Annotated in this window: 21 protein-coding genes and 4 pseudogenes; 22 read left to right on the top strand and 3 right to left on the bottom strand. The window is 53.4% G+C overall.

Annotated features, from left to right (window positions below; all coding sequences use genetic code 11):
• Positions 1 to 93: 93 nt before the first annotated feature.
• From AC1VV3_RS10690 to AC1VV3_RS10655, 8 genes are all read left to right on the top strand, one after another.
• The gene (locus AC1VV3_RS10690; protein ID WP_482961724.1) at positions 94 to 1,284 is read left to right on the top strand and encodes a KpsE/RkpR family capsule polysaccharide export protein; all 1,191 of its coding nucleotides are present in this window, start codon (positions 94 to 96) and stop codon (positions 1,282 to 1,284) included.
• A 9-nt stretch (positions 1,285 to 1,293) separates the two neighbouring features.
• Positions 1,294 to 2,088 (top strand): ABC transporter permease, encoded by a 795-nt coding sequence (locus AC1VV3_RS10685; protein WP_482961723.1) that lies wholly within the window; start codon positions 1,294 to 1,296, stop codon positions 2,086 to 2,088.
• The gene (locus AC1VV3_RS10680; RefSeq protein WP_482961722.1) at positions 2,085 to 2,750 is read left to right on the top strand and encodes an ABC transporter ATP-binding protein; all 666 of its coding nucleotides are present in this window, start codon (positions 2,085 to 2,087) and stop codon (positions 2,748 to 2,750) included. The genes AC1VV3_RS10685 and AC1VV3_RS10680 overlap by 4 nt, the downstream gene beginning before the upstream one ends.
• Before the next feature lie 32 nt (positions 2,751 to 2,782).
• The gene (gene gmd, locus AC1VV3_RS10675) at positions 2,783 to 3,817 is read left to right on the top strand and encodes a GDP-mannose 4,6-dehydratase (RefSeq protein WP_482961721.1); all 1,035 of its coding nucleotides are present in this window, start codon (positions 2,783 to 2,785) and stop codon (positions 3,815 to 3,817) included.
• Positions 3,807 to 4,718: an NAD-dependent epimerase/dehydratase family protein gene (locus tag AC1VV3_RS10670; RefSeq protein WP_482961720.1), complete on the top strand. Its 912-nt coding sequence runs from the start codon at positions 3,807 to 3,809 to the stop codon at positions 4,716 to 4,718. The genes gmd and AC1VV3_RS10670 overlap by 11 nt, the downstream gene beginning before the upstream one ends.
• 93 nt (positions 4,719 to 4,811) lie before the next feature.
• A complete protein-coding gene (locus tag AC1VV3_RS10665) occupies positions 4,812 to 5,426 on the top strand; it encodes a DUF4214 domain-containing protein (RefSeq protein WP_482961719.1) in 615 nt (204 codons plus the stop codon).
• On the top strand, positions 5,423 to 9,082 hold the full coding sequence (locus AC1VV3_RS10660; RefSeq protein ID WP_482961718.1) for a glycosyltransferase: 3,660 nt from the start codon (positions 5,423 to 5,425) through the stop codon (positions 9,080 to 9,082). The genes AC1VV3_RS10665 and AC1VV3_RS10660 overlap by 4 nt, the downstream gene beginning before the upstream one ends.
• A 164-nt stretch (positions 9,083 to 9,246) precedes the next feature.
• A complete protein-coding gene (locus AC1VV3_RS10655; RefSeq protein WP_482961717.1) occupies positions 9,247 to 9,636 on the top strand; it encodes a transposase in 390 nt (129 codons plus the stop codon).
• On the opposite strand, the pseudogene AC1VV3_RS10650 reads toward AC1VV3_RS10655, so the two are convergent.
• Positions 9,572 to 10,729, bottom strand: a pseudogene (locus AC1VV3_RS10650) (IS3 family transposase). The gene AC1VV3_RS10655 and the pseudogene AC1VV3_RS10650 sit on opposite strands and share 65 nt — an antisense overlap.
• A gap of 172 nt (positions 10,730 to 10,901) precedes the next feature.
• Between AC1VV3_RS10650 and AC1VV3_RS10645 the strand changes: the two are divergent.
• The 7 genes and pseudogenes from AC1VV3_RS10645 (at position 10,902) to AC1VV3_RS10615 (ending at position 18,653) form a co-directional block, all read left to right on the top strand.
• Entirely contained in the window at positions 10,902 to 11,192 is a 291-nt protein-coding gene (locus tag AC1VV3_RS10645; RefSeq protein WP_482961716.1) for a UPF0149 family protein, read from the top strand.
• A gap of 377 nt (positions 11,193 to 11,569) precedes the next feature.
• Positions 11,570 to 12,676 carry a hypothetical protein gene (locus AC1VV3_RS10640; RefSeq protein WP_482961715.1) on the top strand — a complete coding sequence of 369 codons (1,107 nt, stop codon included), beginning with the start codon at positions 11,570 to 11,572 and terminating at the stop codon, positions 12,674 to 12,676.
• A 100-nt stretch (positions 12,677 to 12,776) separates the two neighbouring features.
• The gene (locus AC1VV3_RS10635) at positions 12,777 to 15,470 is read left to right on the top strand and encodes an FkbM family methyltransferase (protein ID WP_482961714.1); all 2,694 of its coding nucleotides are present in this window, start codon (positions 12,777 to 12,779) and stop codon (positions 15,468 to 15,470) included.
• A 449-nt stretch (positions 15,471 to 15,919) separates the two neighbouring features.
• Positions 15,920 to 16,288 (top strand): IS66-like element accessory protein TnpA, encoded by a 369-nt coding sequence (gene tnpA / locus AC1VV3_RS10630; protein ID WP_482961713.1) that lies wholly within the window; start codon positions 15,920 to 15,922, stop codon positions 16,286 to 16,288.
• 44 nt (positions 16,289 to 16,332) lie between these two features.
• Positions 16,333 to 16,629, top strand: coding sequence for an IS66 family insertion sequence element accessory protein TnpB (gene tnpB / locus AC1VV3_RS10625; RefSeq protein ID WP_482961712.1), 297 nt, complete (start codon positions 16,333 to 16,335; stop codon positions 16,627 to 16,629).
• Between the two features lie 104 nt (positions 16,630 to 16,733).
• Positions 16,734 to 18,308: pseudogene (gene tnpC / locus AC1VV3_RS10620) on the top strand (IS66 family transposase).
• A gap of 183 nt (positions 18,309 to 18,491) precedes the next feature.
• Positions 18,492 to 18,653 carry a transposase gene (locus tag AC1VV3_RS10615; RefSeq protein WP_482961711.1) on the top strand — a complete coding sequence of 54 codons (162 nt, stop codon included), beginning with the start codon at positions 18,492 to 18,494 and terminating at the stop codon, positions 18,651 to 18,653.
• 194 nt (positions 18,654 to 18,847) lie between these two features.
• On the opposite strand, the pseudogene AC1VV3_RS10610 reads toward AC1VV3_RS10615, so the two are convergent.
• Positions 18,848 to 20,005 (bottom strand): annotated as a pseudogene (locus tag AC1VV3_RS10610) (IS3 family transposase).
• Between the two features lie 317 nt (positions 20,006 to 20,322).
• On the opposite strand from AC1VV3_RS10610, the gene AC1VV3_RS10605 reads away from it, so the two are divergent.
• The 7 genes from AC1VV3_RS10605 to AC1VV3_RS10575 all read left to right on the top strand — a co-directional run bounded on the left by AC1VV3_RS10605 (position 20,323) and on the right by AC1VV3_RS10575 (position 24,807).
• Complete coding sequence (locus tag AC1VV3_RS10605; protein WP_482961710.1) at positions 20,323 to 21,075, top strand: glycosyltransferase family 2 protein; 753 nt, start codon at positions 20,323 to 20,325, stop codon at positions 21,073 to 21,075.
• Entirely contained in the window at positions 21,075 to 21,698 is a 624-nt protein-coding gene (locus tag AC1VV3_RS10600) for a PI-PLC domain-containing protein (RefSeq protein WP_482961709.1), read from the top strand. The genes AC1VV3_RS10605 and AC1VV3_RS10600 overlap by 1 nt, the downstream gene beginning before the upstream one ends.
• 26 nt (positions 21,699 to 21,724) lie before the next feature.
• Positions 21,725 to 22,327, top strand: a complete 603-nt coding sequence (locus tag AC1VV3_RS10595) for an HAD family hydrolase (protein ID WP_482961708.1) — start codon at positions 21,725 to 21,727, stop codon at positions 22,325 to 22,327.
• The gene (locus tag AC1VV3_RS10590; protein ID WP_482961707.1) at positions 22,324 to 23,037 is read left to right on the top strand and encodes a glycosyltransferase family 2 protein; all 714 of its coding nucleotides are present in this window, start codon (positions 22,324 to 22,326) and stop codon (positions 23,035 to 23,037) included. Before AC1VV3_RS10595 ends, AC1VV3_RS10590 begins: the two co-directional genes overlap by 4 nt.
• 12 nt (positions 23,038 to 23,049) lie before the next feature.
• Complete coding sequence (locus AC1VV3_RS10585) at positions 23,050 to 23,382, top strand: cupin domain-containing protein (protein ID WP_482961706.1); 333 nt, start codon at positions 23,050 to 23,052, stop codon at positions 23,380 to 23,382.
• Between the two features lie 73 nt (positions 23,383 to 23,455).
• Positions 23,456 to 23,683 carry a hypothetical protein gene (locus AC1VV3_RS10580; RefSeq protein WP_482961705.1) on the top strand — a complete coding sequence of 76 codons (228 nt, stop codon included), beginning with the start codon at positions 23,456 to 23,458 and terminating at the stop codon, positions 23,681 to 23,683.
• 80 nt (positions 23,684 to 23,763) lie between these two features.
• Entirely contained in the window at positions 23,764 to 24,807 is a 1,044-nt protein-coding gene (locus AC1VV3_RS10575) for a mannose-1-phosphate guanylyltransferase (protein WP_482961704.1), read from the top strand.
• A 154-nt stretch (positions 24,808 to 24,961) separates the two neighbouring features.
• On the opposite strand, the pseudogene AC1VV3_RS10570 reads toward AC1VV3_RS10575, so the two are convergent.
• A pseudogene (locus tag AC1VV3_RS10570) lies at positions 24,962 to 26,063 on the bottom strand (IS3 family transposase).
• Positions 26,064 to 26,104 lie beyond the last annotated feature (41 nt).

Genomic DNA, 26,104 nt, shown 5'->3' with positions numbered 1-26,104 from the left:
CTGCTATGGACGTGGGAATTGCAGGAAGCTAGTGCCCGTTCCTGCGTACGGGCACGGCTACACCGACTGAGCCTGTGCCTGGAATTGTGCCTCATGGATGTCGCCCGACTTAAAATTGCTGTCGACGCGGAAAATGCGCTAAACAGCCATAACAGTGTGAATGATAAGGCTAGAATGGGAACAAGATACAAGGAATTCGCCAAGAAGGTGCGCCCGCTCTTTCTTATCACGGTTATAATCCCGACTATTCTTTCTATGCTGTACTTCGGGATATTTGCCTCGGACGTATACGTTTCCGAGTCAAAGTTCGTCGTCCGGAGTCCCGACAAGCAATCGATGTCTGGGATTGGCATGCTACTTAAAAGCACTGGCTTCGCAAGCGCAGGCGACGAAATTTATGCAGCTCAGGACTATGTTCAATCCCGAGATGCCCTCGAGGCCTTAAACCATGAAGGCGCATTTAAACGGGCCTATGCTTCGGCATCGATATCGATTTTTGACAGGTTTGACCCTTTCGGGGTGGATGGCACGTTTGAAGACCTTTACAAATATTACACCAAAAAGGTGAAGGTCGAGCAAGATTCGACCTCTTCCATCGTGACATTGACTGTCAACGCTTTCACCGCTGAAGACGCCAGGCGAGTCAATGAGCAACTGCTCGAAATGGCGGAAGCTGTCGTCAACAAGCTCAACGAACGTGGTCGTCAAGATTTAGTGCGGTTCTCTGAAAAAGAAGTGGAAGAAGCTAAAGGAAAATCTCAAGCTGCTGCTCTGGCGCTTTCGGCGTACCGAAATCAGGAAGGCGTCGTCGACCCCGAAAAACAAGCCACTGTTCAGCTGCAGATGATCTCCAAGCTCCAGGACGAACTGATTGCAACGCGAACACAACTGCGCGAATTGCGGGCATTCGCACCGCAGAATTCTCAAGTCGAAGTGCTGAATACGCGAGCTAAAGGTCTGAGGCTGGAGATTGACGAGCAACTAGGCCTCGTAGCGGGAAGTAACAAATCGCTGTCGTCTCGGGCGGCCCGATATCAACGACTTTGGCTCGAAAGTCAATTTTCGGATAAGCAACTGGCAAGTGCCATGGCTTCACTCCAGGACGCACGTAACGAAGCGCGTCGCAAACAGGCATACGTGGAACGTATTGTTTCGCCAAATTTGCCTGACGAAGCGCTGCAACCACGACGGTTGCGCGGGATTTTTTCCACGCTGATCCTCGGATTAGTGGCTTGGGCTATCATCAGCATGCTTCTGGCAGGCATGTTGGAGCATCGAGACTAAGGCATCGCTATGATTTCTCGACTTGCCCCCCTCGCCCAAAGCGCAAGCGTTCAGGGCCGGGTGATCTATGCACTGTTAATGCGTGAGATACTCACGCGTTACGGTAGGCATAATATCGGTTTTTTGTGGCTATTCGTAGAGCCAATGCTTTTCACGACTGGAGTGACGATCCTTTGGTCGATTGGTAAGGCTGCTCACGGATCGTCTTTGCCAATCGTCGCATTTGCATTGACGGGATACTCGAGTGTTCTTTTGTGGCGCAACATGCCTTCGCGCTGTATCGGAGCAATAGAGCCTAATTTGGCTTTGATGTATCATCGTAACGTGAAGGTCTTGGATATTTTTGTATCGCGGGTTCTTCTCGAAGCTATGGGCGCGACAATTTCGTTTGTAACACTAAGCTTGTTTTACATTTATATCGGTTGGCTTGATCCACCCGAGGACGTACTTACTGTCATAGGAGGGTGGGTACTGATCGGATGGTTCGGTGCAAGCCTTGCAATATTGCTCGGTGCCCTTGCCGAGAAAAGCGAGCTCGTTGAACGCTTGTGGCATCCGGCGGCCTATCTCCTTTTTCCCCTTTCTGGTGCCGTCTTTCTCGTCGATGCCCTGCCGGCGGCCGCACAGAAGTACGTCCTCTACATTCCTATGGTGAATGGGGTAGAAATGGTCCGCGATGGGTATTTCGGTAACCACATAAAAGCCCACTATGATCTGCCATACTTGGCTGGTTTTTGCGTCGTGCTGACCGTGCTAGCCTTAGCGCAAGTCGCTGAGGTCAACCGCGGGATTACCCCAGAATGATCCTCATCGATCACGTCTGCAAAGTTTATCCCACGCGAGCAGGCGAACGGCTTGTGCTGGATGACATTTGTTTCACGCTCCACCATGGCGAAAAGCTCGGCGTGTTGGGTCGGAACGGCGCCGGGAAATCCACCCTAATCAGGCTCGTTAGTGGTGCTGAAAATCCTACTTCGGGAAAAGTGAGCACTACCATGTCGGTATCCTGGCCTTTGGCATTTGGCGGCGCTTTTCAAAACGCTTTAACTGGACTTGACAACGTTCGATTCATTAGCCGGATCTACAAGCAAGACTATAAGAAAAACATCGACTTCGTTGCCGAGTTCACTGAGTTAGGGATCTATCTTCGCGAACCTCTGAGGTCGTATTCGCAGGGAATGAGGGCGCGCTTGGCCTTTGCGATTTCAATGATCATCGAGTTCGACTGTTATCTTATTGACGAGATATCGGCTGTCGGCGATGCGAAGTTCCATGAAAAATGCGAGGCAGAGCTATTTCAACGGCGAAGTGATCGCGCCATGTTAATCATTTCACACGACACTGAATATGTGCGCAAGCACTGTAGTAGGTTCGCGGTTCTCGAAAACGGCAAGCTGCTGTTTTACCCAGATTTCGAACAGGCGCATGAAGCCCACTCCCGAAATCTACATATCAATTCTCATTAATCTTGAGCGATAGCTAATTTATGGAGTACCATATGAGTAAGACGGCCTTGATCACCGGCGTGACAGGACAAGACGGCAGCTACCTTTCTGAACTGCTTCTTGAGAAAGGTTACCAAGTCCACGGAATGATCCGAAGGTCGAGCACGGTGAACACTTGGCGCATCGATCACCTGTTGGGCGAAGAATATAAAGACCGCTTCTCTCTCCACTATGGCGATCTGTCGGATGCTAACTCGTTGCGTCGCCTGATAGACGTAACCCAGCCCGACGAGATTTATAACCTCGCTGCGCAAAGCCATGTACGCGTGAGCTTTGATCAACCCGAATACACGTGCGATGCCACTGGGACCGGTGTGCTTCGCTTGCTTGAGGCCATCCGCGCCGCGACCCAATATGTACCTCGCGCGGTGAGATTCTACCAAGCTGGGTCCAGCGAAATGTTTGGTTCGGCACCTCCCCCGCAAAGCGAAGTCACGAGATTCGAGCCGCGAAGCCCTTATGCTTGCGCAAAAGTCTATGCTCACTATCAAACGGTCAATTACCGTGAGAGCTACGGCATGTTTGCCAGCAACGGAATTCTGTTCAATCACGAGAGCCCGCGGCGCGGCGAGGCGTTCGTAACCCGCAAGATAACGCTGGCTGCGGCTCGCATAAAACTTGGACTTCAGAAAAAGCTTATGCTCGGCAATCTGGACGCAAAGCGCGACTGGGGATTCGCCGGAGACTATGTTGAAGCAATGTGGCGCATGCTACAGCATGACGTCCCAGGTGACTTCGTTGTAGCGACCAATCATGCGATCTCTATTCGTGACTTTCTGTCACTTACTTTTGAACACTTGGATCTCGACTGGGAAGACTTCGTCGAAATAGATGAGCGGTTTTATCGTCCTGCTGAAGTCGATTATCTGCTGGGCGACTACAGTAAAACTGAAAAGGCCTTAGGCTGGGCCCCTACTCACGACATCAGGTCGCTAGCAAAAATGATGGTTGAAAGTGACCTCCAACTTGCAAAGCGCGAACGTCACCACCGAAACTTTGATGAGCTCGAGGCACAGATTGTCCAGTAAGCCAGGACTGCTCGTCACGGGAGCTTCGGGTTTCGTCGGCAAGCATCTGATAGCTTTAGGTTGCGATCGGTTCGACATTGTCGCAGCCGGTCGCAGCTTGCGACCGCAATGGCTCCCGAAACAAGTCGCTTGGCGAACAGTTGATTTGTTGGACCGAAAATCGGTAGCGAACTTGCCTTTCGATTTACCGTTTGTCATCCATTTGGCGAGCGAAACAGTTCCATCTAAGTTTTCAAGTTACGCACCGTTGCTGGAATCGCTCGAGATGACTCTGAACCTGGCGCGACACGTGCGTTCGGGACGAATGTTGTTTGTTAGCTCGTGCTTAGTATACGGCGCCAGCGCTCATCCGCTTTCGGAAAGCTCCGCGCTCGACCCCCGTGGCAACTACGGTCTGACAAAGTTGCTCTGCGAACAAATCGTATCTGCTGCCTCTCTTGGCGAATCCGAAATAAGTTCGTTCATCGCCCGCCCATTCAACCACATCGGCGGGGGCATGCGCCCAGATCTTGTCATCCCATCAATAGTACGACGTGTTCGAGAAGCCGAGCCCGGCAGCACGATTACCATGAACGGTTTGGATAGCGTCCGAGATTTTCTTGATGTTCAGGATATTGTTGAGGCCTATTTCGCAATCTTGGGTCTCGATAACAGTCCCTCGCACCGGATCTTCAATGTATCAAGCGGGAAGCCCACTAGCATTAGCAGTGTAGTGCAAACGGTTGCTCAAATTCTCGAGAAGCCTATCGCTGGCGTTGACTTCACGGATCAAGGGAATTCCGCTGATGACACTTCTGTGGTCGTGGGGAATTGTCGAAGATTGAGTGAGATGACAAGTTGGCGACCACGTTATAGTGTAGAAGACAGCTTGCGCAGATTGGTTGCATACAGCGATCACTGACGACGCGGAATTTGGTTAGGTACTGTTAGATACTGCGGATGCAATGCGGTCGGGCCGCAAATACGTTCACGCAGGATTTTAGGAAAATCAATCATGGTCCGGGCACGCAGCAAGATCGATCTAGAATTTCCCGCGGTTATATCTTTGGCCGAACTATGTTCGTACCAAGACCTTGCGTTTGTAAGGCAAGCTTACTCCTTCCTTTTAAAACGACAGCCGGATGATAGTGGCGAGCGATACTATTTGTCTCGATTTCGGGATGGATATTCCAAAATTCATATATTAGGACAAATCAGCCAGGCTCAAGAAGGGGCCGGAATAGAATCGATCATAGGTCTTCGATCTGCGCTTCGAAAACATCAACACGCAACGCGCTTCGGATGCGCTTGGGTGGCAAAAGCGTTTGGCTATGCCGAAGGTAATAGTAGATCGGAACGACAAAGTCGCGCTCTCATCCGCGAACTTAGCAATATCCGGCAAGCTATCGAACGACTTCCCGCTGACAATGTTCGTTCAGGAGCCACCAAATCGGCTGTAGGAACGGCTAATCTAAAAGACCAGTCTTTCCGAGATTCCAAGTTTCGACAAAAATCGGACCTAAATTTCAGCGGGAAGGAGCTGACCCTCCCGACAAATGCTGACAGCCAAACCAGGCGCTTACTTGAAGCCATCGAACGTGAAGTACTGTTTGCAACGAGATCCAGATGAAACTTCTTTTTGACCTTCAAGGAATCCAGAATCACAGCTGTGAACGTGGAATCGGAAGATACGTTTATAATCTATTTCACGCGCTTGCCGCCCGCACAGATGTGGACGTCTACGCGCTTCTTAACAGCGCCTTGTCGGCTCGATTCGAAGCCGCTTATGATATTGCAGCGGACGCTATTGGCCACTCAAAAGTTTTTGTTTTTCCAGGGTTGTCCGACACCGCGCCAATTGATGATATGAGAAAACGTCGGCGTGAATTATGTGAGATATCCTATTATGCGTTTGTAGAGGCGACAGGCTGCGATATATTACTCGTGGGAACGCTGTTTGAAGGCTTCAACGACGAGACGGTTATTTCGCTAACCCCTTCCTTTCAGAATGATGACCTTGCCAATCACCCGGATGTTTTAACTTCTGTTATTCTTTATGATTTAATTCCTTTGATAGATCAGAAAAAATACCTTGCCGCCAACCCTGTAAAAGAATGGTATTTTGACCGCTTGTCGCAATTGAGTAACGCCGATTTGCTCCTGGCTATTTCCGAATCGTCCCGTCAAGAAGGGTTAGAGCACTTAGGCGTACCTGAAGAGTCTTGCGCGGCTGTAGGTTCCGCAATTGACGCGAACATATTTTATCCGGGACCATCGGCATCCGCTGCGGAACTAAAAAAACTCGGTATAACCAAACCTTTTATAATGCATACGAGCGCTTTCGACGAACGAAAAAATTTCGAAGGTCTAATAGAGGCATTTGCTCTTCTCCCGAAATCGATGAAAGCGCGATATCAACTAGTTCTTGTTGGAGGCGCGAACCCCGATTCAGTCGCACGGCTGAAGCAGCACGCAGAGGCTCACGGGCTGAGTGCAGACAATGTGGTATTCCCAGGTTTCGTTCCCGACCCGATTCTCGCAAATCTCTATCGCACTTGCGACTTGTTCGTGTTTCCGTCGTTCCATGAAGGTTTCGGCCTCCCCGCTTTGGAGGCCATGTCCTGTGGCTGCGCAACAATTGGATCAAACCTGACAAGCGTACCTGAAGTCATTGGTCGCCAGGATCTGCTATTCAATCCGCACGACTCGTTGGAGATTGCCAAGCTGATTGAGCTTATCCTCTCCAACCCAGAGTTCCATAGCACCGCAAAAACCCATGCCTTGCTGCATGCTAGTACCTTCAGTTGGGAACGTGTGGCCGATCGGGTAATAAGGACGTTGCAGAAGGGTGTCGAAGAACGAGAGAGCGTAAGAAGCTGTGTTTCGCGCCGAGGATACCTCGATTCGGAAAAAAGAATAGCTCGAATAGGGACATCAGTAGATCTGTCAAAATACTCCCCTAATGAGACACTCGAATTAGCAAAGTCATTGTCTTATGGCGAGAAAAATGTGCTCACGAGCTATGGATCTTGCGAAAGTCCTCAAGACTTACAATGGCGTATCGAAGGGCCTTTTGACAGCTCGTATAGCTTGGCTTTATTGAATCGCGAGACGGCGCGCGCCCTGTCAAATCTCGGTTACGATGTGGTGCTCAAATCCACCGAAGGGCCTGGCGATTTTTTGCCTTCGTCAGCTTTCCTTGATGAAAATCCGGATTTGCGAAGCATGCATGATCGTGAATCAAGTTCAACGCACGCCGACGCCTTTGTAGTGAGCCGCAATCTCTACCCGCCCCGCGTCATGGATATGGAGGGGCAGATTAATGCCCTGCATCATTTTGCATGGGAGGAGACTGGTTTCCCAAGTGATTGGGCCGAAAATTTCAATAAGCATCTGTCATTCATGACATGTCTCTCTTCGCATGTCGAAAAAATCATGGTCGATAATGGCGTAACCATCCCTAAATTGACAAGTGGATGTGGCGTAGATCACTGGGAACGAGTCGAAGCAGACCAAACATATAAGATAACGGCGAAAAGGTTCCGGTTCCTGCATGTTTCATCATGCTTTCCTCGAAAAGGCGTCCATTGCTTAATCGAAGCTTACGGCCGTGCTTTTTCAGCGGAAGATGACGTTAGTCTGATCATCAAAACGTTCGTGAATCCACACAACGACGTCCGTGAGATTTTGGCTCAAGCCAAAGCGGCGAACCCAAGGTACCCGGATGTGGTTCTTATTTTCGGCGACCTTACTGATGCTCAGCTTAAGGCCCTTTACGTCCAAAGCGATGTGATGATCGGCCCCAGCCATGCAGAAGGGTACGGCCTACCTTTTGCCGAAGCTATGTTGAGTGGCATCCCGGTTATTACAACAGCTTGGGGAGGACAGACAGATTTCTGTAATCAAGGGAATTCCTGGCTCATCGATTACAGATTTGAAAAGGCAGACACCCATTTCGGGCTTTGGTCTTCGGCTTGGGCGACTGTCGACAATAGCGCCCTCGTAAGCGCAATGCTTGAAGCACGGTTTTCACCTCGCGAACAGCGCGATGAGATGGCTGCTCGAGGTCGCATGCAACTCTTGCGCGACCATAAATGGTCTGATGTTGCAACTAGGCTTTCGGCAGCTGCAAACCTACTTCCTACAGCAGAAGACATTGATCCGCGCATTGGCTGGATAAGTACTTGGAACGAACGATGCGGTATTGCCACCTACTCAAATCATCTCGTCGAAGCGATGGACGTCGAGGTAGTTGTATTTAGTCCTGATAATTACGAGCCCGTCGGCGAGCTGGATAGCTCGGCCCGGTTATGGACGCGGTCGAAAGAAAACTCAGGCCTCTCCAAAATTCTCGAAAATTCTCTGTCTCAGAATATAGACGTGTTCGTAATCCAATTTAACAACACATTCTTTAACCATAACGACTTGGGCAACTTCATCGCGGAAGCAAGGGCTCTTGGAAAACTCATTGTGTTGTGCCTTCACTCTACAATCGACCAGCCTCAAACTACGCCAGAGATCGATTATCATCTCTCGCATATGGTTCCCACGCTCGCTATCTGCGATAGAATTCTTGTTCACTCCATCGCAGACCTCAATAATCTAAAATCGCTAGGGATTGTACACAACGTCGCGCTATTCCCCCACGGCACGCTTGTGCGAGCTTTGGGAGAAGATAGGGATTTCCGATCTGATTCAACTGCAGAAAAAGAACGCGAATTATTGATCGCTACTTATGGTTTCGCCTTACCGCATAAAGGGCTCTTGGAGATAGTCGAGGCGGTCCGCATCTTAAGAGCGCGACAATTATCAGTAAAGTTGCGAATGGTAAACGCTGAGTATCCGGCCAGCGTATCGAAGGCATTAATTACTTCACTCAACCTTCAGGTTGAGCAACACCAACTTTCCGAGTTTGTTGAAATCCAGAGCGACTTCCTGCCTGATGAAGTGAGCTTGGCGTTGTTATCGGAAGCCGACCTTATTGTTTATCCCTATCAGGAGACTGCGGAGTCTGCGAGCGGAGCCGTGCGGTACGGCATGGCGACAGGTCGGCCTGTGGCCGTAACACCAATTGAGATTTTTAGAGAATTGGAAGGCGCGGTGCATACGCTCGAGGGTACTACGCCGGAGGCGATCGCTGATGGCATTGAAACTATCTTCCAAGCCTTGTCGGAGAATGATGAACGCTTCGTCAGTATCCAGAACCATGCCGACGAATGGCGGCAAAGTCATGATTTCAAACGAGTTGCGCAACGCCTGAAGAATATCTGCAAGGCGCTTCGATAGGTGTAAACGGCGAAGGGAACCGCCTTCGTGCTTTTGGGATTCTGACGCTGTCCCAGTTCAGAATGAGGTCCGACACTTCATCGGCCGGGGTTAACCCCGGCCGATGAAGCAAATTCAGTCGGTGTCATGAACCGTAAGCGCCGACGGAACCCGGCCTTGTGCGGATGTGGATCGGCGTGAATTTCGCGGGGCACATGGAGGCCTTGCGAGTGGATATCGAGCAGTCAAAAGAGCCTCGTATGAGCGCTCGCCGAGATGGTGGAGCGGTCGTACGGGTGGAACGTCGCCGGCACTGGAGTGACGAAGAGAAGCTGGCGATCCTGAAAGAAACCACGCAGCCCGGCGCCATCATAGCAGTGGTGGCGCGTCGGTACGGGATCGAGACCGGTCAGCTCTACACCTGGCGCAAGCAATTGCTCCGCGGCGCGATGGCCGGGTTCGTGCCGGTTGAGCTGACGCCCGCTGACCTGCCCCCTGGCAGTCCCTTGATCATAACGAGAGTCTTGCGGTTGAATATTCCGGCACGCTCGCCTGCACAAGCGCGTCGGGCGTGATGCTATCGTCCTGCACGAACGTCCGACGCGCTTGTGCAGGCGTTCGATTTCCCAACGATTAGTGGGGCCGAACATGGTTGTAGTCGTAGCGCCAGATGGCCAATTTCCGGCGGGCGTCAGCGAGGCTGTCGAACAGCTCCTCGTTGAGCAGCTCATCACGCAATGAGCCGTTGAAGCTCTCGATGAAGCCGTTCTGCTGGGGCTTTCCGGGACCGATGTAATGCCACTCCACCTTGTTCCTGCCCGCCCATTCCAGGATCGCTCGGCTTGTAAATTCAGTGCCATTGTCGCTGACAGTGCAAGCCGGTTTCCCGTGCAGGCGAACCAGCGCATCCAGTTCGCGCGCCACCCGAGCCCCCGAGATGCTGGTGTCGCCCATCAGGCACAGGTTTTCCCGGCAGCAATCGTCGTTGATCGCCAGAATCCTGAACTTGCGCGATGCGCCAAACGTATCGGCGACAAAGTCCATCGACCAGCGGTCACCAGGGCGAAGTGCTCCCGGCACCGGCGTCCGGCTGCCTCGGGCGCGCTTGCGGCCACGTCGTCGGCGTACAGACAAGCCTTCTTCCCGATATAGCCGGTAGAGCTTCTTGTGGTTCATGCTCATGCCTTTGCGCTCCAGCATGACGCCGATCCGGCGATAGCCGAACCGACGGCGCTGGCCTGCGATCTCACGCATCGCAGTCCGGATGGCTCCGTGGTCTGGCGGGCGTTCGCGCCTGACCGTCTTGGGATCGACACCGATCAGGACGCAGGCGCGGCGCTGGGAGATGGCATAGCTTTCCAGCACTTTGAGCACCGCGTCTCGCCGCAAACCCAGTGTCGTCAGACTTTTCCCAAGAGATCCTTAAGGATCACATTGTCGAGCATGCTGTCGGCCAGCAACCGCTTGAGCTTGCCGTTTTCGTCCTCAAGCTGCCTGCCGGAGCCGGCGGACGTCGGAGACTTCCATGCCGCCGTACTTGCCCTTCAGTTTGTAAAACGTCGCCGTGCTCAGTCCGTGCTTTCGGCAAATCTCGACCGTTGGAAGCCCTGCCTCCTGTTCCTTGATCATCCCAAGGATCTGCGACTCGGTAAAACGGCTCTTCCTCATGCGTCTGCTCCTTCCTCGTGGACAGACTCTACATCAGAATGAGGGACCTTTCGGGGGGCAGGTCACACGCTGTGCCGACACTTCACGCCTCTATCGCTCAGCTCGATGGAATCACAATCTCGCACACACCGCCATTGGTAAATCAGGGTGTCCCTTTGAGGCCTGGCTAGCGGTGAAAATCAACCGACGGCCCCTGGTGCGGACAATCTCTGCCCTCGACGGCTTCGTCACCGCAACTGTAACCGGGCCGCCGTTCCCGGATCCGCAGTACTGGATCTGCCCCGCCGTCGGCCTGCCCTACGATGTGCTGACCAACGGCACGGACCTTGAGCACGCCGTGTTTGCATCCGTCGCCAAAGTTCAAAACCGGATCAATGAGAACTTATGCTCCTCGCTTCGCCCAAACACCGACGACGTGGACCTGCCCCCCGGGGCCGCGCTGAGCTTGCGACGCCAGGTATAGGCCAACGCAGTGGAGACGTCGTGCCGCCGAGCAACCTCCGCGACCCACGCGCCCGGCTCACACGCCTACTCCAGAATGCGCCGCCGTTTCTCAGCACTCCAGCGACGCCGGCGTTCAAGGCCGCCGAAAACCGTGATCCGTCCCACAAACAACGCTCTTAAAGTTCGCAAATAAGAGCGACTTTAGGATCGATCCATCACCCCACGGCAAGGCGCCGCTCAGCGGATGCGTACTCTCGGAACACGATCACCTGGCCCTTTCAATGATAAATTTGCGATTTCAGATTCTCATGGATTTGAACAGGCGTCCGCTGCTAGTGCGATTGCCCCGTTGACGGCATAAATCGCACAAAGTTCCAGCCCGCAGGATGCGACCTAATGATACATTTTGCCTACTATAAGCAGCTTCTTTCCTCGCAACCGAGACAGGCGTGGATCGGCAGTAAGCCACCAAGCGGGGTTACCGCGATTGATCTTGACGCGAGCGAGACGTACCGGGCAGAAGCGAGGCATCATAACAGTTTTGATGTCGTCTGGTTATACGAGAAGCCTCTCTCTGACCTACCTCGCTCGGAATGGACAATATTGCTAGACGAAGCAATTAGGCTGCTCGGTGCAAGCGGAGATTTAGTTCTGCGCCATCGGCAAACCGATGATATCTCTCTGATGATTGTTCGAAACTTCTTAGGTCGTCGCCCCGGAATATCAGTGACGATGGAACCTCATCTGATAGAAGACGATATTGTCAATTGTGTTTTCCATATCAAACGGCAAAACTTAGATGCATATCGTGACAGGAAGTGGTCTTTTGTCATTTTGGCGCAGGGTAATAGAACACCTGATGTCTTAGCTTTTTTAAACAAATTACAGAAAATCGGTGAAGGTACCACTTACGAGGTGATTATAGTAGGTCCTCGCTTAGACGCCTATCAAGAGTTCGATGTACGCGTCCTAACGACGCAATATCGACCAGATTATGCGCAAATTGCACTAAAAAAGAACGATGCTATTCATTACGCCAGCTATGGCAACGTATGCGTTCTGCATGATCGCTTTATACTTCAGGATGATTTTTTCTCAGGTTTCGAGTTGTTCGGATATGATTTCGATTTCGTGGCGGTTCGCCAGCAGTATGCAGCCGGCGAGCCTTATCCTTTCTATGGTGAATTGAGTGCCGAGCCAATGGTGTGGTCTGTGCCAATACATGCGAAGAATTATCGACACGTAAGGCCTACACATTTTGTCAACGGTGGCTTTATGGTGTTCAAACGAATAATGTTTGATCGCATTAAATTTAATCCGCTGCTTGCTTGGAACGAAGCGGAAGATGTTGAAATCTCCTACGCTTTCCTAAGTCGTAACGTTCCCCCGCGAGTTAATCTATTTAGCTCCGCCGTGACGACGGTATCAACGGCTCACACAGCCATGTTTCTCCCTGATAAGTCCGAATTAAAGGAGAACGAAATTGACCAACCATCGAAGTAACAACCCACTGACCTAGGCGCGAAAAAGGGGTCCGATGATTCGTGATTAAATCGGATCCCTTCTGGGTCGAGAGTTCCTATACGCTTGGACAAGCTTCCTTATGCCAAACGATCTAATCATTGACGCCGGCGCAAACCAAGGTGAATTTTCACTGGAGCTTGCAAGGCTGAACCCTGGCTTAACGGTTATCGCAATAGAGCCCGAGCCCAACCTTGCATCTAGATTAATCGAACACGCTAAAACCACGGGGCTGGACAATCATGTCGTTATCCAATCAGCTGTTGCATGTGAGGAGGGAGAGGCCCCTTTCTTTGTGTCGCAGGAAGGTGACTGGGGTACGAGCAGTCTCTTAAGGTTTGACGAAAGGCACCTAAAAGAGGATGAGTACTGGGCAACGCGCACAGATCTACGTCACACAGATAAGATTATTGTATTCAGACGCCGACTCGAAGCGATCTTGGATGAATTTGACTACGGCCGAATAGCTTTCCTTAAGATCGATACTCAGGGGCTTGACGTAGACGTCCTGCGATCGATGGGTAATCATTTAACCCGTCTCGACGCAGGCATGCTGGAAGTCGTGGGTGTACCAGAACGTTCGCTGTATGAAAACGAACAAGCAACAATGTTAAACGCGTTAGGCTTCTTAGAGCAACATGGATTTACCCCCTATGCTATAAAGCCTAATGATCCTGCTGCTAACGAATTCAATGTGTTTTTCATTCGTCGAGGGCAGGATCACCGGACTCTTGAGCAAAAGCTTTCGCTATGCGGAGTGCAGATGTATGACGGCAAACATTATTGGCTAATTCCTAGTCCAGTACTTTGCAATCCTCTCGCGCCTTTAGATGATTTTCGAGAGCGCACAAATTCTCTGTCATATGCACTCGATCAAGCACAAGCAGAGAAAATTCGCGTAGAGAGTATCTTATCGAGCGAACGGCAATCCGCGAATGCTGAGCGCATTGCTCAGTCGGTCTCTTTCGCGGCGCAGTCTGAGGCGCTCGAGAGGTTGGTAGATGCTGGCAATAGGCAAATAGCCGATGTTAAGGAGTCGCTCTCCTTTACCAAGACACTATGCCAGGACTTACTGCAACAGCAATCAAGTTTTCAGTATAGGCTGCGAGTACAGCGACGCTCTGCCAACCGTATCGCTCGAAAACTTCAATATGAGAACATGAATAACCAAATTCTTCGTCAGGAGTTGGCATTGGCGGAGTCCAAGTTATCCGACTTCAAGGATCAATCTGCAGTAGAATTATTGAAACTTCACACTAGCTTAGAACTTGCGCGCGAAGAACAGATGTTACTCAGATCGAAACTGTCATTTTTTGAAAGCCGGCTTTTTTTCCGCCTAGTTCGTTGGCTAGTTCGATGGAGAAAGGACGGAAGTGTTATTCCAGAAGAAAGCGCTTCTAATACACATGTCTCAAATTCACTTCAGTCCAACGGAGCACCTGTGATTTATTACGATGTCACCGATTTAGTTCGGCATGCAAAACATTCTGACAAAGTAACAGGGATACAGCGCGTGGTCCTTGAGGGGCTACGTGGCATTGGAGAGCAAGCGGTACCAATGTTCGTAAGCCCAGCTACAGGTAAATGGTACGTTCTTGAAGGATTAGATGTAAGCGGAATGCACGACTTGACGAGTTTTAGAGGATTGTGGGAGCGGTCCGATCTTGTTGAGTTTCCCACTCAAAGCAACGTTAGTCTCTATTTGAATCATCGTCCGACTAATCCCAAGGATGCAAGCTCGCACCGATTTCATCGGTTATTGACTAAGCTTCCAATGGGTCGTCGAAAATTGAACCGCTACACTGCGAAATTTGTTGCACCAGACGTTTTCCCAGGCAATTGGCCCACTATTCGCTTAATGCCTGCGCTAGCCCGTCACGATAAGCTTGTCCTGTTCGGTACTCCGTGGAATGCGCAGCACAGTTACGAGAAACTCTTTGCAAGCGCGCCAGTTGAAATAGAGAAAATCATTCTTGTTTACGACCTAATTCCACTAAATTCTCCGTACGTACCGGACAGTCTACGAGATGACTTCCGGAAGTTTATTCCATTTGTGCTTAGTCACGCGAGCCGTGTAGTCGTTAACAGTCAAAGTGTGGCATCCGACCTTGGCGATTATGCGGAAGCACACGGATTTTCACTTCCGAAAATTCACAAAATTAATTTGGCTCATCATTTCCCGCCAGAAATTTCGCCGCGTGGAGATACGTCATTACGCGTTCGAAAGCTATTCGCTGAGAAATATGTGCTCTGCGTAGGGTCCATCGAGAGCAGAAAAAATCATCTGAATTTGTTAATTATGTGGAGCAAGTTTGTTGCAAGTACAGATTACAGTGGAGAAAAATTAGTTATAGCAGGAAAATATTTGTGGGATTTCAGCGCAATACAGAATTTCCTGCACGAAACTGGTCACGTAAATGGTTCCGTGATCGTAATCGACGGTCCTTCTGATGTTGAGCTTCGGGAGCTCTACGCCAGATGTCGCTTTACAGCTTATCCATCTCACTATGAAGGTTTCGGGCTGCCCGTCGGAGAGTCCCTGTCCTACGGCAAACCCTGCCTTCATTTTGATAATTCCTCATTGATTGAGGCTGGATGCGGATTAAGCGATTTTGTTCCATACCATGATCTGCGTTGGTACTATCAATCTTTCCGCCGTCTCCTAATAGATGATGCCTTCTACAATGAGCGCTGTATGCGAATTGCGGAAGGTAAGGCAAAATTGCGTCATTGGCACGACTTCTCTGAGGAAGTAGGGCAGGTGTTGCGGTCCTGATTCCGCTTTTAATGGGAGGGTAGGATCAAGCGATTTTCTACGTTAGCCCCTTTCCCGTGACCTGCCCTGGACCCCAGTGAGATTGCCGGACCCTAGATTTCTTAAAATATGAAACCAATGGGACGTGCTCCAGCACAGCGGAGTAACGTTGCTCGGCTTCGACCGGTGGAATGTTTCTGATCGGCTCCAGGAAGCACCGGATGTTGAGTCCGGGGTAATCTCCGCGCTCCCGCCATCTTGCTATGATTGCGAAGCGGTTGCTCTCCGATAAGATGGAAAACGGGTTCACGATTAGCAACGTGGCCCAAGCATCGGGCGGAGAGCAACCACGGAGCAGTATTTCGGTTTGACGTTTCACTGAAACGTACCCATCCGGCGGGTCCCGCCTTGTCGATAAGCTGAGGGACGGGTCTTAAGTGCGCTCGTAGGAGTGCGCTTTGGAGCGGTCGATGGGCCAGATCACAGTGTTTTCCGGGCCGGAGCGCCGCCGCCGTTGGAGCGACGAGGAGCGGCTGGAGATCCTAAACGAGGCGTTCGCTCCCGGCGCTTGCGTTGCCGAGGTTTGCTGGCGGTACGATATCTCGTCAGCGCTGATCGATACTTGGCGGCGGAAGCTGCGCGAGATGCAGGCTGAGCCGCAGGCCGATAATTTGCCAGCTCCCGGTTTCGCCGCGGCCGTGATGGTCGAGGATGCCAAGGGCGCGCACGCTGATGGGCAACCGGCGATCGTCATCGACCTGGCGCGCGGCAAGCGGATCAGCATCTTTGCCTCCGCATCGCCGGAGCTGGTGGCCTCAGCGTTGAAGGCGCTGCGATGATACCTTCGGGTGCGCGAGTGTGGATTGCGATGGGGCACACGGACATGAGGAAGGGGATGCAGGGGCTGGCTTTGTTGGTCCAGCAGGGCCTCAAACGCGATCCCCATGGCGGCGACCTGTTCGTATTCCGCGGGCGGGCCGGCTCGCTGGTGAAGCTCATCTGGCACGATGGGATCGGCAGCATGTCGCTATACGCCAAGCGGCTCGAGAAGGGCCGGTTTGTATGGCCTTCGGCGAAGGACGGCATGGTGTCGCTGACAGTCTCGCAACTCGCCTGCCTGCTCGACGGGATCGACTGGCAGAACCCGCAGTATTCCTGGCGTCCGCAGAGCGCTGGATAGGGTAGTCGTTTTCTTCTCGCCCGGCGCATTTTGGGCTTCATTCGGGCGGGTTTCTGTGATTCCATTGCGGTCATGGAAGCCGTCGTTTCGCCCTTCCTGACGATATCGAAGCGCTCAAGGCGCTGCTGGCGAGCGCGACCCAGCGGGCCAATGAAGCCGAGGCCAAGCTCGCCAGTGCCCATGCCCGCGAGAGCGCCACCGAGGCGGTAATCGCGCACCTCAAGCTGCAGATCGCCAGACTCAGGCGCGAGCAGTACGGCGCCAGCGCCGAGCGCACCCGCCGCCTGCTCGACCAGATAGAACTGCAGCTCGAAGATCTTGAGGCCGACGCCGCCGAAAATGATCCGGCTGCCGAAGCCGCGGCCGGGAAGACTGCAACTGTCACCGCCTTCGAACGCAAGCGGCCAGCCAGGAAGCCGTTTCCCGAACACCTGCCGCGCGAGCGGGTCGTGGTGCCGGCGCCGTGCTCCTGCCCGACCTGCGGCAGCATCCGGCTGTCCAAGCTTGGCGAGGACGTCACCGAGACGCTCGAGGTAATCCCGCGTGCCTGGAAGGTCATCCAGACCGTGCGCGAGAAGTTCTCTTGCCGGGACTGCGAGAGGATCACGCAGCCGCCTGCGCCCTTCCACGTCGCGCCGAGGGGCTGGGCTGGTCCCAGCTTCCTCGCCATGCTGCTGTTCGAGAAGTACGGGCAGCACCAGCCACTCAACCGCCAGGCCGAACGCTTCGCGCGCGAGGGCGTCCCGCTGAGCACTTCGACGCTTGCCGATCAGGTAGGTGCCGCTGCCTTTGCGCTGATGCCGCTCTATCACCTCATCGAGATGCACGTACTGGCCGCCGAGCGATTGCATGGCGACGATACTACCGTGCCCGTCATGGCAAATGTGAAGACCGATACGGCTCGTTTGTGTCTACGTGCGCGATGACCGGCCGTTCGCAGGCGCCGATCCGCCCGCGGCGCTGTTCCACTACTCCCGCGATCGGCAAGGCGAACATCCACGAGCGCATCTATCGTCTTGGTCGGGGATCCTGCAGGCCGATGCCTATGGCGGTTACGGCGAGCTCTATGCTTCCGGACGCATGCCGGCGCCCGTGCTCGAGGCCGGCTGCTTCGCCCACGCGCGGCGCAAGTTTTTCGAACTGGCCGACGTCGCCAGCGCAGCCCGCAAGAAGAGCCGCGGGGATCATGCCGGCATGATCTATCCAATCGCGCTCGAGGCAGTGCAGCGCATCGATGCCCTGTTCGATGTCGAGCGCGGCATCAACGGTAAGGACGCGGCCGAGCGGCTCGCTGTGCGCAAGGAACTGAGTATGCCGCTCATGGCCGAGCTTCACGCCTGGCTCACCGCCCAGCTCGTCAGGCTGTCGCGCAACCACGATCTTGCCAAGGCTATCAATTACATGCTCCGCCGCTGGGACACCTTCACCCGCTTCCTCACCGACGGCAGGGTATGCTTGACGAACAACGCGGCAGAACGCGCTCTGCGCTGCGTGCCTCTCAAGCGGAAGGCCTGGCTGTTCTGCGGATCTGATCGCGGCGGTCAGCGCGCGGCCGTGCTCTCATCCAGACCGCCCGCCTGAACGACATCGATCCCCAGGCTTGGCTCGCGGACGTGCTCGCTCGCATCGCCGAGCATCCGGCCCGTCAACTCGACGAGCTGCTGCCATGGAACTGGTAGCCAGCACGGCGTCAGATCAACACCTGATCCGCGCTAAGCCGCGGCTTTCACCGGATGGCTACACTGAAACACACCGCGATCTCAATGTAACCGTCCGATTGGGACCGCCTGCCTGATGGCGTGATAATCTCAAGAGACGGTCATAGCGACGTCGCTAACGACGTCTCTTGATCGGGGATTGCGATGAGGGCGGAGATACTGGGTCAGGAACGTCGGCGCCGGTGGACGGATCAGCAGCGGCTGGAGATCATCAGTGCCGTTGGCGTGAATGGCGCGACACTGACAGAGGTGGCGCAGCGCCACGGTGTAACCCGACAACAGATTATACTTGGCGGTATGATTTGAAGCAGCGCGGGCTCTTGGGAGCCGCCCCCGAGCCTGCCTTTCTCCCCCTGGACTTGCCTGCCGTTCGAGCCCCTGAAGTTGCCTACAACCCTGGTCCAGGCGCGACGTCCATGGTTGAGCTGCGCCTGACGAAAGGCCGGACTTTGCGCTTTGGAAGCGACATCGAGGTGACCTGCCCCCTGGCAGTCCCTCGATCATAACGAGAGTCTTGCGGTTGAATATTCCGGCACGCTCGCCTGCACAAGCGCGTCGGGCGTGATGCTATCGTCCTGCACGAACGTCCGACGCGCTTGTGCAGGCGTTCGATTTCCCAACGATTAGTGGGGCCGAACATGGTTGTAGTCGTAGCGCCAGATGGCCAATTTCCGGCGGGCGTCAGCGAGGCTGTCGAACAGCTCCTCGTTGAGCAGCTCATCACGCAATGAGCCGTTGAAGCTCTCGATGAAGCCGTTCTGCTGGGGCTTTCCGGGACCGATGTAATGCCACTCCACCTTGTTCCTGCCCGCCCATTCCAGGATCGCTCGGCTTGTAAATTCAGTGCCATTGTCGCTGACAGTGCAAGCCGGTTTCCCGTGCAGGCGAACCAGCGCATCCAGTTCGCGCGCCACCCGAGCCCCCGAGATGCTGGTGTCGCCCATCAGGCACAGGTTTTCCCGGCAGCAATCGTCGTTGATCGCCAGAATCCTGAACTTGCGCGATGCGCCAAACGTATCGGCGACAAAGTCCATCGACCAGCGGTCACCAGGGCGAAGTGCTCCCGGCACCGGCGTCCGGCTGCCTCGGGCGCGCTTGCGGCCACGTCGTCGGCGTACAGACAAGCCTTCTTCCCGATATAGCCGGTAGAGCTTCTTGTGGTTCATGCTCATGCCTTTGCGCTCCAGCATGACGCCGATCCGGCGATAGCCGAACCGACGGCGCTGGCCTGCGATCTCACGCATCGCAGTCCGGATGGCTCCGTGGTCTGGCGGGCGTTCGCGCCTGACCGTCTTGGGATCGACACCGATCAGGACGCAGGCGCGGCGCTGGGAGATGGCATAGCTTTCCAGCACTTTGAGCACCGCGTCTCGCCGCAAACCCAGTGTCGTCAGACTTTTCCCAAGAGATCCTTAAGGATCACATTGTCGAGCATGCTGTCGGCCAGCAACCGCTTGAGCTTGCCGTTTTCGTCCTCAAGCTGCCTGCCGGAGCCGGCGGACGTCGGAGACTTCCATGCCGCCGTACTTGCCCTTCAGTTTGTAAAACGTCGCCGTGCTCAGTCCGTGCTTTCGGCAAATCTCGACCGTTGGAAGCCCTGCCTCCTGTTCCTTGATCATCCCAAGGATCTGCGACTCGGTAAAACGGCTCTTCCTCATGCGTCTGCTCCTTCCTCGTGGACAGACTCTACATCAGAATGAGGGACCTTTCGGGGGGCAGGTCACCACCAATGATTGATTGATCTCCGGCGACCGGCTGGCCCCCGGCTACTGACGCCACGCGCACCGCGCTATGGACAAGGCAACCCTCTCCGCAACCCATCAAGGCTCCTCAGCGCCCTTCACCAGATGGTCCCACTGTAGATGGGGGCTTGGCTTGACTTTCCCCAATCGCAGTCGATAGAGCCACACAAAATCGTCGAAGACGACATGACCAAATCGCTTTTTAAATTTTGAATGGGATCCATCGTTCCGTGATGAACATCGTTATTCCAATGGCAGGCCGGGGGAGCCGTTTCGCGGATGCAGGCTACCTTCAGCCGAAACCCTTAATTGACGTTCACGGTGTTCCGATGATCCGATTGGTCATCGACAACCTGCGGCCATCATGCCCCCATCGGTTTATTTTCATATGTCAACGGTCTCACATCGCGGAATACGGCTTGGACATCTCGCTGCCGCAATGGGCTCCGGGCAGCGAGATAGTGTTGCTTGATGGGGTCACCGAAGGGGCAGCATGCACGGTTATGGCTGCGCAATCCTTCATTGACAGCGACCAGCCCCTGATGATCGCCAACAGTGACCAATATGTAGACATTTGCATTGACGACTACATAGCAAAACTAAATGATCGTAGTCTTGATGGCCTTATTATGACGATGACTGCTGATGATCCGAAGTGGTCGTTCGTATCCGTCGATCAGAACGGCATGGCAACTCGAGTGGTTGAAAAGGTCGTCATATCGAACGACGCAACTGTTGGCATCTATAACTTCTCCAAAGGAAGCGATTTCGTAGCCGCGGCTCAGTCGATGATAGACGACAACGAACGCGTAAATAACGAGTTTTATGTTGCTCCTGTGTACAACCGTTTGATCAACTCTGGTCAACGGATCGGCATTTTCGACGTTGGTTCTGAAGGTTGTGGCATGTACGGCCTAGGCATTCCGGCAGACTTGCGTGAATTTCTTGAAAATCCGGTATCAACCCGCGCGACAGCCAAGCTCTGATGGAAATCATCAGCCACCGCGGATATTGGAAGACCGATTCGGAAAAAAACTCCGTTAAAGCCTTTGAGCGGTCTTTTAGGCTCGGTTATGGTACGGAAACGGACGTTCGCGATTGCGCGAAGACTTTGGTGATATCTCATGACCCTCCAGTAGGGAATGAGTTAACTCTAGCTGCTTTGCTAGACCTGCCCTCTAATCGCGATGCTCTACTTGCTATAAATATCAAAGCGGACGGGCTGGCACTCGATATCCGGCAGCATTTTGAATCGATTGGTCATTCGCGCTGGTTCGTGTTCGACATGTCGATACCCGACACACGCGCTCAGTTAGCTGCGGGCAATCCGGTTTTCGTGCGGATCAGCGAATATGAGTTGGATCCGCCGTTCTTGGGTGAGGCGGCAGGAGTCTGGCTTGACGCTTTCATTTCCGATAGCTGGCGGATCGACGTGGCGCGAGCAAACCTCGCGAAGGGTTTGCAAGTTTGCCTCGTGTCGCCAGAGTTACATCAACGAAATCATCTTCCCTTCTGGCGTGAGCTAAAAGAAGCCGGATTGCAGTTAGCGCCCGGTCTTATTCTTTGTACCGACATGCCTGAAGAGGCAGCGGCTTATTTTCGAGATTGACCATGATAAAAGCTGTCGTATTCGATATGGACGGAGTGCTGATCGATGCAAAAGATTGGCACTATGAAGCCCTGAATAAAGCTCTCGGCTTGTTTGGTTTTGGTATCTCCCGATACGATCACCTCACTACTTTTGATGGCTTGCCCACTAAACGCAAACTGGAAATGTTAAGCGTCACCGCTGGCCTTCCGAGAGAATTGCACGATTTTTTCAACGATCTTAAGCAGTCCTATACAATGGACATGATTTACCAACACTGTCGACCTCGCTTCGCACACGAATACGCTATGTCTGCACTGAGCGCCAAGGGTTATAAGCTTGGCGTAGCTTCCAATTCCGTGCGAGCTACTGTTGAGACAATGATGGAACGCTCAGATCTACGGCGTTATCTCGACATTCTGCTTTCGAACGAAGATGTTAGCCAAGCGAAGCCATCCCCAGAGATCTATCTGAAGGCGATGGAAAAACTAAATGTCTCCCCGCACGAATGCCTTGTAGTAGAAGATAACGAAAACGGTATTCGTGCTGCGCAGGCGTCGGGTGCGCACGTTTTAATTGTGCGTGACGTTGATGATGTGAATCACAGCAACATTATGGCAGCTATCGAGCGCGCGGAGATTCAGGCATGACCAATGTTCTCATCCTGGCCGCAGAAGGGGCGCATGATGACCGTGATAGTGGCTATCCTTCTTGCCTAACAGAGGTTGGAGGAAAGCCGCTAATCCAGCGGTTGATTGATCAATGTGCGTCAATACCTAATGTTCGGCTTGTGGTGGCAATTCAGGAAGAAGATTGCGACCGCTGGCATTTAGACAATGTTGTTACCCAATTGTCTCCTGGAGCAACCGTATCCCGCATATCGCGAGTTACTGCGGGCGCTGCATGTACGGCTTTACTTGCCGTATCGGACATCAATCTCGATGAGCCTTTGCTTATCCTGAATGGGAATGAATGGGTAGATATTGACCTTGCCGAGCCAATCAAAGAGTTCGACCAAGCTGGCTATGATGGCGGGACAGTGATTTTTCCATCGGTGCATCCAAGATATTCTTTCGCTCGACTCGACGACGAAGGACAAATCGTAGAAACAGCCGAGAAGAATCCCATCAGTCAGCACGCCACGGTTGGGTACTATTGGTTCAAAACTGGTAGAATGTTCGTCGAGGCGGCTAAACGTAGTATTTTAAAGAATGCTCATGTTGGTGGGCTTTACTACGTTTGCCCAACTCTAAACGAAATGATTTTAGCTCAGGCGAAGTTGGGCGTTTATGCAATCGACGCGAGCTTATTCCATCCGTTGAAATCTGAGCGACAGATTGCTCGTCTCGATTCGCAGTGAAAGGCCTGAATTATGAAGACTAACCGTCTCGACGAGATGACACGCGGTTGGTTTGTTGGGGCTTTCAGCCCCGCTGCGTTTGCATCCGATGCTTGCGAAGTCGCGGTTCAACGCTATTCCGAGGGAACGGTTGAGGCAGCGCACTTTCACAAGGTTGCAACCGAAATCACGGCTATCATTGAGGGGCGGGCACGCATGTTCGACCAAGAGTGGCAGGCGGGCGACATCATAACTATTGAGCCAGGCGAAGTCACCTCATTCGAGGCTCTTACGGATGTCGTAACGGTTGTGGTTAAGCTCCCGGGAGCGTTGGGAGATAAGTATCTAGTCAATCCTCCCTCGTAGAAGGCAAGCGGTTTAGCTCAGCACTTTTCGATTTGAGAGGTAGCAGAGACAGAAGCTCCCATGCGGCCTGCAGATGGCCAAAGCCGGCGGCCTCAAGCCGGCCAAAGCCGTACTTACGGCTCGCGATTTTGGGATCAGCGTAGTGATCTGCCTGGCCAGACGCTATGCGGCAGGAGAGCTCAGTCATGCTGGCCTCAAAAAAATGTTGAGAATTCTGCCGCCCCTCACGTTGCGGGAATGTAAAACGAATATCGCCTGTTTGCTAAAGGCATTCGGCGTTGAAAAAGAGCGGACTGACTAATTGCCGCCGCTTGTGCTTGAGACGCAAGAAGGCCAGACCACGGCCAATGCTCAGTTTAGTAATTAGAAATTGAGACCTCTATGTTGAATGTTGTCCCAGTCATCCTTTGTGGCGGAAGCGGTACTCGACTTTGGCCTCGTAGCCGAGCTGCCAAGCCGAAGCCATTTTTGCCACTAGTAGGAGAGCGCACACTTTTTGAGGCAGCGCTTTCGCGTTGTCCCGCTACTAGCGGCTTCGCTCCGCCAGTCGTCATTACCGGACTTAATCACCTTGAGCATGTTCAGGCTCAACTGAACGGAGCGGGCGATGCCCGTGTAATCGTTGAGCCAAGTCAACGCAATACGGCGGCCGCGATCGCTTTAGCCGCTTTCAGTTTGCCTAGTGACGCTGTCATGCTAATTTGTCCTAGCGATCACCATATCGCTGATCCCACATCTTTTGCTGAAGCGGCTTTTAACGCAGCAAACTTAGCAAAGGACGGCTGGCTGGTTTCTCTCACCATCGAACCTACCGCGGCTGAAACAGGATTTGGGTACCTCAAGCGCGGCGAACCGATCGGCCAAGGTGCGTTCCGCACCGCCCAATTTATCGAGAAGCCCAATATCGAGCGCGCTACGGCATTCCTAGCCGAAGGTAAGTATGCATGGAATGCGGGAATTTTTGCATTTCGCGTAGCGGATTTCATCAAAGAGCTTCGTGAGTACCGCCCCCAGATTGCATCGGGTGTCGCGGGCGCCGTGGAGAAGGGTATCTGGGAAAACTCTCATTTTCATCCTGACATCGATGCGTTTTCGACGGTCCCCAGTGAATCCGTGGACTATGCAGTGATGGAAAACACGTCGCATGCTGCGATGGTACCGGCTGAGATGAGCTGGTCGGATATCGGCAACTGGCAAGCTCTGCATGCAGCTCTCCCGCGTGATGAAAGCGGCAATTCAGTACGCAGTCCAGAGAATGTGGAGCTTATTGACTGCCGTAATGTACTCGTTGATAGCGATGGCACCAATGTTTCATTGATAGGCCTGGAGGATGTTATAGTTGTGGTCAACGGCAATGATATCATGATTACGGCAACTTCAAGTGCTCAAAAAGTAGGAAGCTTATTGGGTGCACAAAGGCAATAATTCGCTAATATTTTAATCCGCTGTAGGCCTTATTGCGAATTGGTTTGTGATCTACGTCGTGACCTTCTCCCCGGCGGTCCCTCGATCATAACGAGAGTCCAACAGAGAAATATCCTATCCAAGTTTTGCCACCGGCCAAAATGAAATCGGCACTTCATCGGCCGGGGTTAACCCCGGCCGATGAAGCAAATTCGGTCGGTGTCATGAACCCCAGGGATGTGTGAGGTCGGGTCTCATTGAAGTCCGTCCGCTAAGCCTCGATCTCGCTCCTGGCGTCGTCCAAAGACAAGAACCAGTGCGTTGTTCAGACATTCGTCACGAAGCCGGCCGTTAAGGCTTTCAACGAAGGCATTGTCCGTCGGCATTCCAGGCCTGCTGAAGTCCAGCGTGACGCGGTTGATATAGGCCCAATGATCGAGCGCCCGAGAGATAAATTCTGGGCCGTTGTCTATCCTGATCTTGGCAGGCGCGCCGCCGCGCTCGACAGCCGGCGATTCATCACAGCGACGACCTGCTCAGCCTTGATCCCCAGATCGACATGGATTGCCAAGCACTCGCGGGTGTAGGCATCAACGACGGTCAAGGCGTGAAAGCGCTTACCATCGAACAGGGCATCGGACACGAAGTCCATCGCCCAGATCTCGTTCCTATGCGAAGGCAGCGGCCGTTCCACTCGCCGCGCGGCCATGACGTGCCGGCGGGACCTTTTGGCCCGTAAATTAAGGCCTTCCAGGCGATAGAGGCGGTTTACCCGCTTCACATTCACCGTCCAACCTTCGCGCCGAAGCACGACGTGGATGCGACGATAGCCATAGCGCACGCGGGTCGCGGCGATCTTCTTGATCCTGTTCCTGAGCGGCGCCTGGTCGCTTCGGATCGACCGATAGCGGTGCGCCTTGCGATCGAACCGGAGAACCGCGCAGCTACGCCGCTCGCTCACCCGATAACGATCCTGCACCCAATGGACGATCTCGCGCAGTCGACCAGGCGCTACATTTTTTTGCCAGAACCTCCTGGAGCATGGCCTTGTCCAGCGACAGATCCGCCACGAGCCGCTTCAGCTTCTGGTTCTCTTCCTCAAGCTGCCGCGTCATGCGCAGCTCCGAAGGCCCCAGCCCGCCTTATAACTGCTTCCAGCGGTAATACGCCGCCTCCGAGACGCCCATCTTCCGGCACACCTCGGCGACAGGCGTGCCGACCTCGGCCTGACGCAGCGCAAACGCAATCTGCTCGCCCGTGAACTTCGACTTCTTCATGCAAAATCTTCAGCTCAAATCAGCTTCGATTTTGCCAGATC

This window comes from Novosphingobium sp. BL-S-34 (genome assembly GCF_056857015.1).
Note: the sequence above shows the minus strand (reverse complement) of the source record. Positions and strands in the feature narration are given on the sequence as shown.